Annotated in this window: 12 protein-coding genes; 1 reads left to right on the top strand and 11 read right to left on the bottom strand. The window is 64.2% G+C overall.

What is annotated here, in order from left to right; translation table 11 throughout:
* Position 1: 1 nt before the first annotated feature.
* The 11 genes from tssL to tssA form a co-directional block, all read right to left on the bottom strand.
* Positions 2-1,330 carry a type VI secretion system protein TssL, long form gene (gene tssL, locus FJ943_RS15320; protein WP_140722574.1) on the bottom strand — a complete coding sequence of 443 codons (1,329 nt, stop codon included), beginning with the start codon at positions 1,328-1,330 and terminating at the stop codon, positions 2-4.
* Positions 1,330-2,664: a type VI secretion system baseplate subunit TssK gene (gene tssK / locus FJ943_RS15315; protein WP_140722571.1), complete on the bottom strand. Its 1,335-nt coding sequence runs from the start codon at positions 2,662-2,664 to the stop codon at positions 1,330-1,332. The genes tssL and tssK overlap by 1 nt, the downstream gene beginning before the upstream one ends.
* A 39-nt stretch (positions 2,665-2,703) precedes the next feature.
* A complete protein-coding gene (tssJ, locus tag FJ943_RS15310) occupies positions 2,704-3,156 on the bottom strand; it encodes a type VI secretion system lipoprotein TssJ (protein WP_140620055.1) in 453 nt (150 codons plus the stop codon).
* 3 nt (positions 3,157-3,159) lie between these two features.
* Positions 3,160-4,617 (bottom strand): type VI secretion system-associated FHA domain protein TagH, encoded by a 1,458-nt coding sequence (tagH, locus tag FJ943_RS15305; RefSeq protein WP_140722568.1) that lies wholly within the window; start codon positions 4,615-4,617, stop codon positions 3,160-3,162.
* Positions 4,614-5,681 carry a type VI secretion system baseplate subunit TssG gene (gene tssG, locus FJ943_RS15300; protein ID WP_140722565.1) on the bottom strand — a complete coding sequence of 356 codons (1,068 nt, stop codon included), beginning with the start codon at positions 5,679-5,681 and terminating at the stop codon, positions 4,614-4,616. Before tssG ends, tagH begins: the two co-directional genes overlap by 4 nt.
* Positions 5,645-7,519: a type VI secretion system baseplate subunit TssF gene (tssF, locus tag FJ943_RS15295; RefSeq protein ID WP_140722562.1), complete on the bottom strand. Its 1,875-nt coding sequence runs from the start codon at positions 7,517-7,519 to the stop codon at positions 5,645-5,647. The genes tssG and tssF overlap by 37 nt, the downstream gene beginning before the upstream one ends.
* 1 nt (position 7,520) lies before the next feature.
* Positions 7,521-8,273, bottom strand: a complete 753-nt coding sequence (gene tssE, locus FJ943_RS15290) for a type VI secretion system baseplate subunit TssE (RefSeq protein ID WP_140722559.1) — start codon at positions 8,271-8,273, stop codon at positions 7,521-7,523.
* Positions 8,260-8,709 (bottom strand): Hcp family type VI secretion system effector, encoded by a 450-nt coding sequence (locus FJ943_RS15285; RefSeq protein WP_181166515.1) that lies wholly within the window; start codon positions 8,707-8,709, stop codon positions 8,260-8,262. Before FJ943_RS15285 ends, tssE begins: the two co-directional genes overlap by 14 nt.
* A gap of 84 nt (positions 8,710-8,793) precedes the next feature.
* The gene (gene tssC / locus FJ943_RS15280) at positions 8,794-10,299 is read right to left on the bottom strand and encodes a type VI secretion system contractile sheath large subunit (RefSeq protein WP_140620043.1); all 1,506 of its coding nucleotides are present in this window, start codon (positions 10,297-10,299) and stop codon (positions 8,794-8,796) included.
* 3 nt (positions 10,300-10,302) lie between these two features.
* On the bottom strand, positions 10,303-10,839 hold the full coding sequence (gene tssB, locus FJ943_RS15275; RefSeq protein WP_140722556.1) for a type VI secretion system contractile sheath small subunit: 537 nt from the start codon (positions 10,837-10,839) through the stop codon (positions 10,303-10,305).
* 5 nt (positions 10,840-10,844) lie between these two features.
* Positions 10,845-12,020, bottom strand: a complete 1,176-nt coding sequence (gene tssA / locus FJ943_RS15270; RefSeq protein ID WP_140722553.1) for a type VI secretion system protein TssA — start codon at positions 12,018-12,020, stop codon at positions 10,845-10,847.
* Positions 12,021-12,344: 324 nt separating this feature from the next.
* Here tssA and tssH point away from each other — a divergent pair, with 324 nt between their 5' ends.
* Entirely contained in the window at positions 12,345-15,083 is a 2,739-nt protein-coding gene (gene tssH / locus FJ943_RS15265; RefSeq protein WP_140722550.1) for a type VI secretion system ATPase TssH, read from the top strand.
* Positions 15,084-15,128 lie beyond the last annotated feature (45 nt).

Genomic DNA, 15,128 nt, shown 5'->3' with positions numbered 1-15,128 from the left:
CTCAGAGCCTCTTCTCGACCAGGACCTCGACGCGCCGGTTGAGCGCGCGGCCCTCGCGGGTCGAGTTGTCGGCCACCGGATCGGTGTCGGCGCGGCCTTCGGAATGGATGCGCGCCTGTGGCACGCCAGCCTGCACCAGGAGGTCCCCTATGGTCTGCGCGCGTGCCTCCGAGAGCCGCTGGTTGCTCGCCAGCGGGTTGGACCGCTGCAGGCGCACATTGTCGGTATGGCCGATGATGGTGATGTTTCCGGTCAGCTCCTGGTTGGCGAGGATCACCTTGGCGATCGAGGCGATCAACGGCTCATAACCTTGGGACAGTGTCGGCCGCGAGGACTGGAAGAGCTCTGGGTTGGAGGACTGGATGATCAGCTTGGCCAGCGAGACGCTCTCGGTGCCGCTGAGCGCGCCCTTGAGGCCTGCCGGCGCTTCGGCCTTGAATGCGGGCAAAAGCGCGAAATCGACCGCCTGTGGCGGTTCAGGTTCGGGCGCATCCTGCTTTGGTGCGGCGCGGGTAACGTCCGCCCGAGAAGCCGGCGGCAGGGTGCGGACCAGTGCCGACAGTTCAACCGCCTGGCTGCTCAAGCTCATCGATAGACCGATATAAGCGGCGGCGGCGATGGCAATTGCAGCAAGGGCCATCACCCATATCGGGACGATGAAGCGCTGTGGCTCGTCGGAAGCGATCACGCCTTTCCAGTTCGGCGACAGCGGCGCGCTGTCGGCGTCGGCATTGCGAAAGACGCGCGCGGCTGCCACACGCACGCCATTGAGCGAGCGGTCGCCGGCTCGGCCGGGCACCCGATACTTGCCACGGAAGCCGAGCGCCAGGCAGTAATACTGAAGCTCCAGCATCTCGCGGTCACGGTTGGGATGGCGCTCGAGCTCGTCAAGGCGGGTGAAAAACTGGGTGCCGGCATCGACGTCGCCACGCAGCATGACCACGAGCGGCTGCCGCGGCCAGGCGCTGGCGCCGCCCCATGGCGTGTTGAGCGCGAGGTCGTCGAGCAATGCCGCCACGGCCCATGCCGCCTGATCGGCGCGCTCCAGCGAGGAGCCCGCTGCCATAACGGCGTCGCGCGCCTGAACCAACTCGTCGAGCAGGCGTGTGCGCATTGCTTCGGGGTTTTCCGGCGCCAGAGCGCTTTCGAGCTCGGGGGCGAATTCGAGCAGTGGCGCGAAGATGTTGATGAGCGGGTTGGGATGGACGCGCGCCCTCTTGACCGGAGCGCCTGGCGTCAGCGGCGCCAGCGGCCGCGGCGCGACGCCCGTCAGCCTGATGCGCGTGCGCTCGCGATCCTCCGACAGGCCGAAAGGATCATCCCGGCTCATCACCTGTTCACCGAATAGCAGTCGACCTGCGGCTCGCTGTCCAGGACACCGGAAACGCCAATGACGAATCCGGGCGCGTCGAGCAAGGAGGCCCAATGCTCGCTCTTCTGGTCGAGCTCCAGGCACAGCCGGTCGCCATCATAGGGAATCTCGCGTGGCTGCGAATGGAGCGGTTTGAGCGGAATTCCCGGCAGGCGCGACTTCCAAAGCCCTTCGAACTGGTCCGCGGCGCCGACTGTCGCCTGGTTGACGAAGATCTTGCGCAGCGCGTCTTCCGAAAGCTCCGATCCGACGCGGATGACGATCCGGCTGGCGAGCAAAAGCTTGGGGTTGTCGATGCGTACTTTCCAGACATTGGTCGCGTGCCGCATGACCGGCAGCGCGCGCGATTTCGGTTCGATGTAGCGCAGGCTGAGGATGAGCGAACGCAAGGCGTCGGCCAGTGCCATATAGGCGGGGCCGGGGGCCATGTGGTCGTAGGCCGGCAGGTCGCCGAGCCGGCGCGAGCTCGAGCCGTAGGTTGCCATCTCGCCGGCGAGTCCGGCAAGTTCGAGATAGAGCTCGGCCGGATGAAAGACATCCTGCGCCAGCATATGGGCAAGGCGCGGGCGAGCGGCATTGGCCAGGTGCAGCATCAAGAGGTCTTCGACGCTACGGCCGGCGCCGCCCATCACCATCTTGCCATGCGCTTCGCCGATCTGCTCGAGGCCGGTGACGACCTCCTGCAGCAATTGCCTGTACCAGTGGACCGCGCCGGTGATCAGCGTCGGCGGCAGGAACGTCTCGTCGAGCGAGATGCCGCCGTCGGCGCGTACACCTTTTATGTCGGCGATCGGCAAGGCGGTATAGCCGCCGACCGATTTGCCGGGCGCAAGCAGCGCCGCTTGCGGCCTTGCGATCTCGATCTCCTCGGGATCGCCGCCACTTTGGACGGCATCGCGCACCGATACGATCTTGCCGTGGTAACGCGCGCCCGTCGACGCCGCATGCGCCGGGTCGAATCCCACGCCTCCGGGGGGCTCGAGCGGCAGTGCGACCAGCACCGGCCCGGCGCCCGTGTCGGGCGTGACCGGCAGCGGCTTCGGCGCATCCATCAGGTCGGGAATGGAAAAAGGCGTGCCGTCCGGGAAAATGCCCCGGGCGGACACGATCGAAACCTGACCGGCGTCGAGCAGCGACTGGTCGAGGGTCAGTTGCTGGAAGCCGAAAGTATGGAGCTGGCCGGCCCGCAATGCGCCGCGCACCATGCCTTCGAAGAACCGATCCTGCTGCTGGAAGTGTTGGGTCCTGAGAAACAGGCCCTCCGACCACAGCACCCTGTTTGCATCGCTCATGCCGCTACTTTCTGCATGCAACTATATGCTGCCTTGCCGCTAGGCGGAAATGCCGCCCTTGCCCAGGCTGACGTTGACGGTGAATTTCGACCCTGGCGACACCGACTTGGTGGTGCGCCAGTTGCGTCCGCCTGGCTCGCGGATCAGTGCCACGAAGCCGAGCGCCGTCGCGTTTGGCTCGACCGTGATGGTCTTGGCCACCGTTTTGCCAGGCGCAACCGAGATCGCGTCGGAGCCGATGAGGTCGGCACCGAGGGCCGAGCCCGCGTCGCCCTGCAGCGCGAAATAGTCGGCCGAGTTGAACTTGCCGGTGCTGGCAAGCCGCATCACCAGCACCGTTACCGGCCGGTCGCCGCCGCCCGGCCCTGGATTCATCCCCGCACCGCCGGTCACATTGACGGAAATAACCGATGGTTTCGGCGGGCCGCTCTGGCAAGCCGCAAGCAGCCCCGTAGCGCCGAGGGCAACGACGAATTCGCGTCTGTCGATCATGTTCTACTCCTCCTCATATGCGTCCCTGAAGTCTGCGCCGATCTCGCCCAGGAAACTCGATTCGGCACTCTGGGCGATGTCGCGATGGCGTCTCTGATAGAGCTCCCACAGCTTGGCGTTGCGCCCGCCCGAGAGCAGATTGCTGATGGCGGAATTGGATTTGAGCTCTTCTTCGATAGCGGCTGGATCAAAACGGTCGATCATGCGCCGAAGTGCCGCCTGAACGCCCCGCCAGGCGCGTACGTGATGCTGTGCAAGGTCCTTCACCGCGTCGCTGATCGCCGCCTCGCCTGAGAGAAAGCCCGGGCTGCGTTCGGAGATGATGGTGACGACGACATCCTCGACCGTGGGCAGGAATTTAAGCGGATTGACCTCGGAGGCGCCGACCACAGTCTGGGCGACGCGCGCGCTTCCCTTCTCCTCGGCGCGTTTGCGCAGCAGCTGCATCAGGCCATCCAGCATCAGCCGGTATTCACGCCCGAATTTTTCCATTTCGGCGATCGCATCGCGCCCGGGAAAATCAGCCTCCTCGACGCCTATGCCGCGCAAGAACGCGGCACGAAGTGCCATATCGCTTGGCGCTGGCTGCGCAGCGGGCGCCGGCTTCGACGCTGGCGCTGCGCGGCGCGGCGCCGGCGATGCGGCTGCCTGCACCGGCATGTCCCAAGGATTGTCGGCGCGCGGCTTTTCAACCTGGTGCCGGGCACGTCCTGCCCGATCAGCGCCGTTGGTGACAGGCGGCGTAACGGAGGGCCCGAAACTGAAATCGTCATCGAAGCTGGCCGGCTTCGCCGGCTGCCAGGACGCATCGTTGCGCGAAGACATGTCACTCAGCCCAAACGGATCCGGCTGACCCGCAGCAGGGCCGTCACCGGCCTGCGGCGTCGCCACCGGATCGAGGCTGAAGGGGTCATCGAAGGCAGGCGAACTGCGCTGGTTCGATGCGCGATCGTAAGCCCCAGGGACAGGCTGCTCGAACGGGTTCGGCAGATCCGCCGGGCGGGGCTTGCGCGGTTCTTCCTCGATCTTGACTGAGAAGAAGTCGTCGCCGCCGATGCTGGCCGGCGTTCGCGCTCCCGGAGGCGACCACGCCGGCGTGGGTCGGCTGGCGGCCGGGGCCAGGCCGACCGCGGTCTGGCTCATTTTGGACTGAACCTCGACATGAAACACATAGTCGCCCATGCGCAGCCGCATGCCATTCTGCAGCCGCATCGACCTGCCAGGTCCAAGAGGGCTTTCGGCTTCGTCGACGAACAATCCGCTGCTCGACGTGTCGGTCACGAAATAGCCGTCCCGGTCGCCCTTGATCGTGCAATGCGCGCGCGACACGAACATGTCCGGGTCGTCGATCTGCCAGCCGGCATCGGCGCTGCGCCCGATCACCAACTCGCCCTCGTCCAGCCGGCTCTGCCGGACGACTTGCGAGCGGGGGCCTTGTTCCAGGGTCAGCAGCAGGCTCATGCGGCCGCCTCCGGCATTTGCGGCCGCCAGCCGACGATAGTGTGCAATCTCAGATCGTCGGCGTCGCCCATACTCGCGGGCCGTTGCAGCCAGGCCGTGCGGCCAAGCTGGACGGTCCCGACCCGGGGCGGCGGTACGGCATCGCGCGCCAGCACGATGCGCAAATCGACATCGAGCGCCTCGCCGATGATATCGCGCACCGCCTTCTTGAACAGGCCGAGACGCCGCTCGCCAGGCAAGAACGACTTGAACTCGTCGAGGCTCAACGGACCGACGCGCAATTCGATCCTGCTCTGGCGGCTGAACACCCGCGGCCCGATCGTCGCGCCGCGTCCGAGCCCGGCATAGGCCTTGCCGAGACGCGTCTGCAATGCCGACGGTATGGTGATCCAGGCGGCAACGAACTCCTTGATCCGCACCGGAACCTGGAAGGCGGTGGCAAGGAACAAAGTAAGCCGCTCCACGCCGTCGACCTGACTGGCCAGCGACCCAGCCTGTCGCAGTCGCACAGCGTCGAGTTCGGGATCCTGCGTGCCGGGCAGGCCGATGCCGGACATGGCCTCCAGCATGGCGCGAACGCGCCCGCCAACGGAACGCTCGACCTGCACCGCTGGATGCGCGTCGGCCCAAGCGCGGTAGTAGAGCGCTATCATGCGGTGCTGCAGGATGTTGACGAAATCGACGAAGGTCGTGTCGCTGGTCTGCTCGGCGTCGGCTCCGGTGAACCAGCGCTGCGAAAGCCGATCGAGCACCCAGCGCGTCAGATGCAGCGGCATCGGTCCTTCCGGTCCAAGCAGCCCCAGATTGGCGACGGTCACCCTTGCCAGGGCCTTGTCCCCGCCCTCCTGGAACTTGACGACGTCGCGCGCCGAGAAGCTCAGACGCACATGCTGGCCTAGCCTCGCCGGCTCGCGCTCGGCCGTTCCGGAATGGCCGAACAACCCGCGGCGCTGCTCCAGCCGTCGCAGCAACTCGAAAAAGTCGAAGTCCTCCGACAACATTTCGGCCGCGACCGTTGCGGGCTGCGCTAGATCAGGTAGCGATTGCCGGGCGTCATCGGCCATGGCACATCCTCCTGCTTCTGCAGCAACCGCGTACGGGTCCGCACAAAACCGTTTATCCCCGCATGGCGGGCGAACAGCCGCGAAAGCAGGGCCGAAAGCAGCAGTGAGCTTTGCCCCGCCAGCACGGACTGGTCGACATGCAGTGTTACCTCGGTGCCGCGTCCAAAACACATTGGCCCGTCAATCTGCAGCCTCTCAATCACCGGGCGCGAATCAATGCGCACGATCGAATGCACGTTGCGGGCAAGGGCCGGATCGCCCCGATCGGCATAGAGGTCGAGCAAGGCATGCAGCGGATCGACTCCCCGACCTTCCTTGGCAAGGCTGAGGAAGTTGAGCGAGAGCTGGGCCACCAGACGCCAGGCGAGATTGTCGGCGCGCGATTCGCCTTCAGCGCCGCCCGGCAGGGATGCCGGGACCGCCGGCTGCGGCGGCCGCAGCGCTCCAAGCAAGCGCACCGCTTCGACTGGATCTGCCGTCTCCAGAGTCAGCGTCGGCGTGTCGTCCAGGATCGGCAGGTCGCGATTGGTGCAAAGCGCCACGATGCCGAGACGCTTGAGCAGCCGGTTTGGCACGCTTCCTGCGGGCCGCGAGACGGCGATAAAGACGTCGTCGCCGGTGTAGGAGGTGCGGGTCAGGCCGTCGCGCCGCTCGTCCTCGGTGGCCCGGCGCGGACGCCGCTCGGTCGAATAGACCCAGCCGCTGCCGCGGTTCTGCCCCAGGCTGAACAATTCGGGAATCGTCGCCTCGCTGCTTTCGGCGTCGGCATCCTCGACCTGTGTGACCCGAAAGATCTCGAAATCCCGCGCCCGGGTGCGGTCGGCATGCAGCACCTGACGGGTTTTGCGCGGATCGATCTCGATGTCGTTGCATTCGCGTTCGAAGAGATTGATGACCGGCGTCACGAACAGCTCGAAATCGGCAGCCGTCACATCGGCGAGTTCTGGCACCGCACGCCGGAACAGGAAGATGATCTCGATCGCCGCCTCACATGTGCGCACCACCGGCTGGAGGCCAGAGACCCGTACGTAATGAAAGCGCTCCGGGATCATGAAGTATTCGCGCAGCAGCCGGTAGCCCTCGAAGGTCGCACGGGTGCGTGGCATCAACGCTTCGTCGTCGCGAATGCCTATCATTTCGGGCTCGGGCAGCGCTGTTATCGGATTGGCCTTGCCCTGCGCGCGCGCGCCGAGCGCCGAGCAGGCGCCGAAGATTGCATCGAAAAGCACCGGCGCCTTGGCGCGCCCGGCGAAATAAAGGTCGAGACGGTCGAGCGACAAGTCGCTGAGCTTTCCTTTTCCTGTCCGGGCGAGCGTTACCCGGAACGCCGCCTCGGCGCGCACGCCGCCGATCGGCGCGATTGCGGCGGCGGCGAGCGCACTGCGATCCTGGAAATAGCTGACCGAGGTGACGGCGATCGGCCACAGCGTCACCTCCTGCGCGGTGGTAAAGGTGGAGCGTGTCGAAAGCCCTGGATGCAGGGCAGAGACCAATCGTGTGCCGCGCGCGATGGCGTGACCTGCGAGCATCGACTGCACTTGCTGGCCGGGTTTCAGGACCGCCATCGCCGTCGCCGGCGCTGGCGCGACCAGATCGGGGTAAAGCACATCGAGCACTGCGCGCGAGAAGCGCGAGCGCTCCGCGTCGACCTTCAGACGGGTCCGCGCCGCCAGGAAGGCGACGCCGTCGAGCAGCCGTTCGACATAAGGGTCGGGACATGGGACCGTGTCGAGGGAAAGATTGCGGGCGACCGCCGGATGCATGTCTGCGAATTCCGCCGCCAGGGCGCGGATATGGGTCAACTCCTCTTCGTAATACTCCACAAAGACCCGATCCATCTCAGGTCTCCCTGAATTCGGTTCGTGCCAGCCCGTTGTCGAGATTGATCGTGGTGCGCAGCCGCATACGCTCCGGTGTGGGGGCCATGATCAGCACCGCGTCGATCTCGATCTTCAGGCCGATGTTTTTGTCGCCGAGCGTGACGTTGACGATTGTGGCACTCTCCTTCAGGCGCGGCTCGAAGGTGGCGAGCACCGCGCGGATCTCTCGTGCCAGGGAATCGCGGTCGAAATCCCGCGACGAACGGCCGGAAAAAGACGGCACCCCGAAATTGACCACGCTGCGGCGCACCTGCGGAAAGTCAGCGAGCGAGGGCAGTTCGTCCAGGGGCTGTTCGTGTTCGGCGTCGGAGAGCATCGGTACGGATTCGAAGCGCTCGGTGTTGAACAGGGCCTCGATGTCGCGGCGCACGGCCTCTCTCAACACGCGTGCCGAAACGACCACGCCGCGGCCTTCGATCTCGGCGCGATGCTGGCTCTGGAAGACCAGCCGGTGCAGGCGCCGTTTTTGCTCGGATGTGAGTTCGGCGTCGGCGTCGATGGCGCGTGCGCTGCCGGCAAGAAGAGCCTCGACGCGCTCGGCGCCGAGTTCTTCATCCAACAGACGGCGCAGCCCCTCGATCTCCGACGTCAGTCCAGGCAAGTCGTTGACGAGGCGATCCCAAAGGGATGGCTGGACCGCCTCGCGCCTTGCCCGCGAACTGCCGCCAGGCTGCGCTCTCGCGCCAGGCCGCCTGGTCTCACTTGCCGACATAGACGTCCATTTCGATCTCGTCGTCCTTGTCGTAGACGAACTTGATCTTCTTGTAGGCGAAGCTGACTTCTTCCTCGATCAGGTCCGCCTCGTCGGGAGCCTGCCGCATGTCGTATTCCATGATCGACGCGTCGGTGAGCGTCACGACCAGATAGTCGCTGGTCTCGCCGTCAATGGTGCGGCGTGCCGAAAACACCACCTCGTCGAGCGCCTTGTTCTCGAACAACGCCTTCTTCAGATATGGCGACGACTTGTCGTAGTGCTTGAAGAACTTGATCATTCCCATCGACACACGGCCGCGTCTTGAAAGCGAATTCGGATCATAAGGCGCCATCATCTTGTAATCGACGCCATGCACTTCGATCTCGTCTTCATGCCCGTCGCGCTTGCTGGGCCCCTTGATGTCGGGAACTTTCAAAAAACCATCAATCTTCATTGAAGGAGCATCGCTTCTGTCTGTGGTCGGCATTGTCTTTCTCCACCGCTTTCAAATGAAACAGGATGATGACTTCGCTGCACTTTAGCCCTTCACGGACGGCAGTTCCGACACCAACCGCAGCGAGGCGTTGATGCCCTCCAACTGGTAATGCGGACGCAGGTAGAAACGGGCGTTGTAGTAACCGGGTCTGCCTTCGACGCTGTCGACCTGAACCTCGGCCGCAGCAAGCGGTCGCTTGGCTCGCGCCTTGTCGTCGGCAAAGGCGGGATTGGCCAGCACGTAGCGGTTGATCCATTCGGTCAACCATGTCTCCATGTCGGTGCGTTCCTTGAACGAGCCGATCTTGTCGCGCGCGATCGCCTTGAGGTAATGGGCAAAACGCGAGACCGGGAAGAGATAGGGCAGGTTGGCGCTCAGCCTTTCGTTCGACTGGGCGTCGGGGTCGACCAGACGCCCGGCGCGCGTCTCGTCGTCCTGAAGCGAGTGCGCCCCGATGAAGGCTGCGAGATCGGTGTTCTTGCGGTGCAAGATCGGCATCAGGCCGAGCTTCGCCAGTTCCGCCTCACGCCGGTCGTCGATGGCAACTTCGGTCGGGCATTTCATCGCAATCGAACCGTCGTCCGTCGGGAAAGCGTGCACCGGCAGGTTGAGCACCGTGCCGCCATTCTCGACGCCGCGGATCTGCGTTCCCCAGCCATAGAGCTTGTGGCTGCGGTTGATGTTCACGCCCATCGGGAAAGCGGCGTTCATCCAGACATATTTGTTGTGGTCGCCGCTTACCTCTTCCTCGAAGGTGAAGCCCTTCACCGGAACGGTCTCCGAGCCGTAGGGCAGGCGTGCCAATACGCGCGGCATGGTGAGGCCGATATAGCGGGCGTCCTCGCTCTCGCGCAGCGACTGCCATGATGCATAGGCCGGGTTGTTCACGATCATTTGCAGGTCTTGCGGGTTCGGCAGTTCCTGCCAGCTGTCCATCCGAAACAGCCGCGGCGAGGCGGCCGCGATGAAGGGGGTGTGCGCCGAGGCACAGACACCCGAGATGTTGCGCAGCAGGCCGACGTCGCGCGGGTGGTTGGAGAACTCGTAGGCGCCGATGATGCAGCCGATCGGCTCGCCGCCCAGCATCGAATACTCGTCGGTGTAGACTTTCTTGAAGATTGGGCTCTGGTCCCACATCTGGCCTTCATAGTCTTCCAGCGTGTCGGCCAACTGCTCCTTGGAGATGTTCATCACCCGGATCTTCAGCTTGGTATCCGTCTCGGTGTTGTTGATGAGGTACCAGAGGCCCCGCCAGGTGCCTTCCATCTCCCGCACTTCGGGGGCATGCAGGATCTCGTTGACCTGCGTCGTCAGCATCTTGTCGATGCCCGCGATCAGCGACTTGATCGACTTGATCGCGTTGGACGAGATGGTCGTTGTCTCGGATCGGGACTGAGCGGCCAGCGCCAGGTTGCGCACCAGTTGCTGCAGCTTCTCGGTGTCGTCCTTCCTGACCTTGAAATCCTTTTCAAGCAGGCCGCTGAATTCACCCAGATCTATGGCCTCCGCCTCGGCGGTTGCGACTGCGGTCTTTTGCTGTTCAGCCATGACTTACTCCTCGCCCTTGCCGTCGGACATCGCCTGGCTGGCGATCTTGCTCAGCAAAGGCTCGTTGTTGAGAAGCTGCGCAATGCGCTTTTCAGCATCGACGCGGCCATCCATGAAGCCCAGCAGTTCCTCGAGTTGCCGCCGCATCTTGAGGATCTCGGCCAGTTGCGGCACCTGCTCGGCGATCTTGTCGGGCGCGAAATCACCCATTTTGGAAAAGGTGAGATCGATCGCCAATTCCTCGTCCCGCTCGGCGCCTTCGGCTTGCGGCAACGTGTTCTTCACGCGTGCCTTCACGCGCGGTCCCATCGCTTCCATGAATTTGGGGAAGCGATTGGCGTCGGTTTCGACGAAATTGCGGTCCAGAACCGACTTCGACGCTTCCTTGGTCTGCGAGGCGCCGGAAAGGTCGGCCATGACAGCCATGACGAACGGCAACTCGATCGTCGTGGGGCTGCCGTAGGTTTCGACGTCATAGGCGATCTGCACGCGCGGGGCGCGGTTTCTTTCGATGACCTTGGCTTTGCTCTCTGCTGGCATGCTGGTTACCTTTCATCCTTCTGGGCCGGCTTCTTGGGATCGGCGACACCGGCAAGCAGCCGGAATTCCTTCAGCCCCGACGGGGCGAGATCTTCCATCAGTTCCACGAAATCCATGTGCACCATCCTGCGCACGCGCCGGGCGAGGTGCGGGATAGGGCTGGACGGTTCGGTGCGGTCGTAGAAGGCGACCACGAGATCGAGGCATTTGACGACATCGTCGCGCGAGTTGATCCGGTCAGGCAGGCCGGCGCTGGCTTCCACAGAGCTTGCCACACTTGCCATCGTTTCGGCTCCATGACCGTTTTGGGTGGGCGTCGATGCCGGCTGGGCCGGCTGCGGGGCAGGCTTTGCCGCACCGTTGGCCATGGCGCCGGCGCTGGAATTCCGCTCCAGCGTCGTCAGCAGGCGCTGCAGGAACTTCTTCAGATCCGGAACGGCCGCGCCGTTGCCGTCGATGCGAGCATTGAGCGCGGCATCCACCGCCTCCAGCGCCGAAATCGCGGCGCGCGCATCGGCCAAAAGTGTCGTGACAGTGTCCGCGGCCTGATCGATCTGCGCCGCGCATCCCGTGCGCACCCGGTTCAGCAGCTGGTTGTGGGCGGCCGTCAGCGCCGCCTTTTCGGCGGTTCCGAGGCCCGAGGCAGCTTCCTGGAGCATGACGCGCTCGTCGAGCGCTGCCTGTTCCAGGTCTCGCCCGCTGATCGGCCCGATGGCGCGCGGTGAGAAGAAGACGGTGTGCCTGAGGTTGGCCAGCAGGCCTTCCTGGCCGTTCTGGAGCTCAAGCAGAGCATTGATGCGTCGCAGCGCCGCGTCGCGGGGCGTGGCACCTATCCGCATAGCCGGATGCATCGTATCCCAGTACTGGTCGAACGTCCTTGCGATCAGGGTCAGCCCCTGTGCGAGGCCGGCGAGCTTCTCTTCGTTGGCCAGCGCGCGCGTGACGATGACCAGAAGGCGCAAATCCCGGCCGCGCGACTGCAACTCTTCCGATTTTTCGAGGACGGCCGCCCAGTCGACGGAGCTGGTTGACTGCGAAACCTTGTTGCCGCCGTCGTGGACGACCTTGAGCTGGGCTTCCGTGAGCCGCTCCAGCTCATGAAAAGCCGGGTCGTTGCGCAAATCCGCTCCCGACGGGTTGTCACCGTCCAGAGGATTCAGCCAGAGTGCGAGATCAATCACACCTACCCCCCGCAAGCCGCCCCGTGCCCCCCATGTGACGCAACGTTATCATCGGTACCCTGCCACGACAATTGAGCAGATGCTCGAAAACTCACACAAGCTGAATGCTCGGTTATCTTTCAACGAAACCCATGGGCGATCGGAGGACCCGGTATGCGCAACGTCGTTGGCATCGCAGTGCTGGTTCCTAGCGGGAGTTTGCTAGTCTTGTGTAACGACAAGGTGCCGCCCGAACGGGCCAAAAGGGCCCGCTCGTCACATGGCTTTGTCAAGCAGCCGCTTCTGTGGCAGGGTAGGGTCAGCAGATTTCGGGGGCAGGTTCGAATGGAACAGCGCCGGTCGTCGCAGAGTTTCAAGCGCAAGGAACTCGTTGCGAAGCTCAATCCCACGGGGGTGCGCGCCTTCAAGGCCGCCGCCGACACGGCCAAGTTGCGCGGCAACCCTTATGTCGAACTGGTCCACTTCGTCCAGCAACTGGTGCTATCTGAGCGCTCGGACGTGCAGATGATCGTCGCTAATGCCGGGCTGGATGTCAGCCGGCTGACGGCAGATATGACCCGTGCCGTCGACAAGCTGCCCTATGGCGCGACCTCGCTGGAGGAATTCTCCGATCACATCTTCCACGCCATCCAGGAAGGCTGGAACCTGGCCACACTAGAATTTGGGGTCGAGGAGGTGCGCAGCGCGCATATTCTTCTGGCATGCCTGAAGACACCGGTGCTGGAAGGTCTAGTTTCGAAGATCAGCGCTGAATTCGACAAGATCGACGCGGATGGGGTTATCGCCCGCTTTTCGGATGTGGTCGAAGGCTCTCTCGAAGCCGGCTCACCGCCTGCCGCAGTTGCCGCCGAAACGTCGATGAATCGGGGCCGGGGGGGCGACTCGGCACTCGCCAAATACGCCACCGACCTCACCCAGCGCGCCCGCGACGGCAAGATCGATCCGGTCGTCGGACGCGATGCGGAGATCCGCCAGATCATCGACATCCTGATGCGGCGCCGGCAAAACAACCCGATCTTGACCGGCGAGGCGGGTGTCGGCAAAACGGCGGTCGTCGAGGGCTTTGCCTTGCGCATTGCCCAAGGCGACGTGCCGCCGGCGCTTCAGAACGTCAGCGTACGCATGCTCGATGTGGGGCTGATGCAGGCGGGCGCCAGCGTCAAGGGCGAGTTCGAAAAGCGGCTGAAGGCCGTCATCGACGAGGTCCAGCAGTCAGAGATCCCGCTCATCCTGTTCATCGACGAAGCCCACACGCTGATCGGCGCCGGTGGCGCGGCGGGAACCGGCGACGCCGCCAATCTCCTCAAACCCGCTCTGGCGCGCGGCGAGCTTCGCACCATCGCCGCCACGACCTGGGCCGAATACAAGCAGCACATCGAGAAGGACCCGGCGCTGACCCGTCGGTTCCAGGTCGTCAAGATCGACGAGCCTTCCGAAACGGTCGCCGTATTGATGTTGCGCGGTGTCGCCGGCGTTCTCGAGCAGCACCACCAGGTGCAGATCCTCGACGAGGCGATCGAGGCCTCGGTTTCGCTTTCGCACCGTTATATCGCGGCCAGGCAGTTGCCCGACAAGGCGGTCAGCCTACTTGACACCGCCTGCGCGCGCGTTGCCATCTCGCAGCACGCGACGCCTGCCGAGGTCGAGGACATTCTGCGCCGTCGCCAGGCGCTCGAGGTCGAGGAAGGGATCATCTCCCGCGAGGCGGCGATCGGCATCGACGTGACCGACAGACAGGCGCGCGTAAAGGCCGGGTTGGCGGAAGCCGAGACCGCGCTTGCGGCAGCGCAAGAGCGCTGGGACCGAGAGAAGGCGCTTGTGAGCGCGATTCTCGATCTGCGCGCCAAACTCCGTGGCGAGGGCATGCCCCTTGAGGCGCAGGAAAGCGGGGAAGCTCCGGGGCAAGCTGTCGACGCGCCAGCGGGCGAGGCGCCTAGGACACAGGCTGCCCACGAGCCTGCTCCTGCGCCCGATACCGCCGCTGATCTGGCGCGGCTTCGCGAATTGATGGCGGAACTCGCCGCAGCGCAGGGCGAGACGCCGTTGATCCTGCCCTCGGTGGACCGTAACGCGGTGGCGGCGGTTGTCCAGGACTGGACCGGCATTCCGACCGGAAGGATGCTGTCCAGCCAGACCGAGAAAGCGCTCAAGCTCGCGGCTACCTTGTCCGAGCGCGTGGTCGGTCAGGACCATGCGATGGAGATGATCGCGCGGCGCGTGCAGACCAGCCGCGCCGGTCTCGGCGCACCGGAAAAGCCGGTCGGCGTGTTCCTGCTTTGCGGCCCCTCGGGCGTCGGCAAGACCGAGACAGCCCTGGCGCTGGCCGAGACGCTCTATGGCGGAGAGCAGAACCTGATTTCAATCAACATGTCGGAGTTCCAGGAGGCGCATACGGTCTCGACGCTGAAGGGCGCGCCGCCCGGTTATGTCGGCTATGGCAAGGGCGGCATCCTGACCGAGGCCGTGCGGCGCAAGCCCTATTCGGTGATTCTGCTCGATGAGGTCGAGAAGGCGCATCCCGACGTGCACGAGATCTTCTTCCAGGTCTTTGACAAGGGAATGATGGACGATAGCGAAGGGCGCAGGATCGACTTCAAGAACACGCTGATCCTGCTCACCTCGAATGTCGGTTCCGAGGTCATCATGGACCGCACGAGGAACGGCACCCTGCGCACCGGCATCGACGATCTGGACACTGCTTTGCGCGGTCCGCTGCTGAAAGTGTTTCCGGCCGCTTTCCTCGGCCGCGTGGTGACAATCCCTTACTACCCGCTTTCGGACACGATGATCGAGGCGATCACCACACACCAGTTCGCCAAGATCGCGCGGCGTCTCAAAGCCAGCAACCAAGCAGAGTTGGTGATCGGCGAGGGTGTCATGGACATGGTCAAGGCGCGCTGCACCGAGATCGAATCTGGTGGGCGCATGATCGACGCCATTCTCACCAACACGCTGCTGCCGGAACTCAGCCGCAGCGTGCTCAATCGCACGCTCGAGGGCAAGAAGATGACAAAAGTCATCGTCGGCGCCTCGGCGCAAGGATTTACCTACTTGTTCGAATAGAGCCCGAGATGGGATTCGCGGTCACGCATTCGCGCAATCTAAGAT

The sequence above is a fragment of the Mesorhizobium sp. B2-3-10 genome, from assembly GCF_006442275.1.
Classification (GTDB): Bacteria; Pseudomonadota; Alphaproteobacteria; order Rhizobiales; family Rhizobiaceae; genus Mesorhizobium; species Mesorhizobium australicum.
The sequence above is the reverse complement of the archived record's forward strand: the minus strand, read 5'-3'. Positions and strand labels throughout refer to the sequence as shown.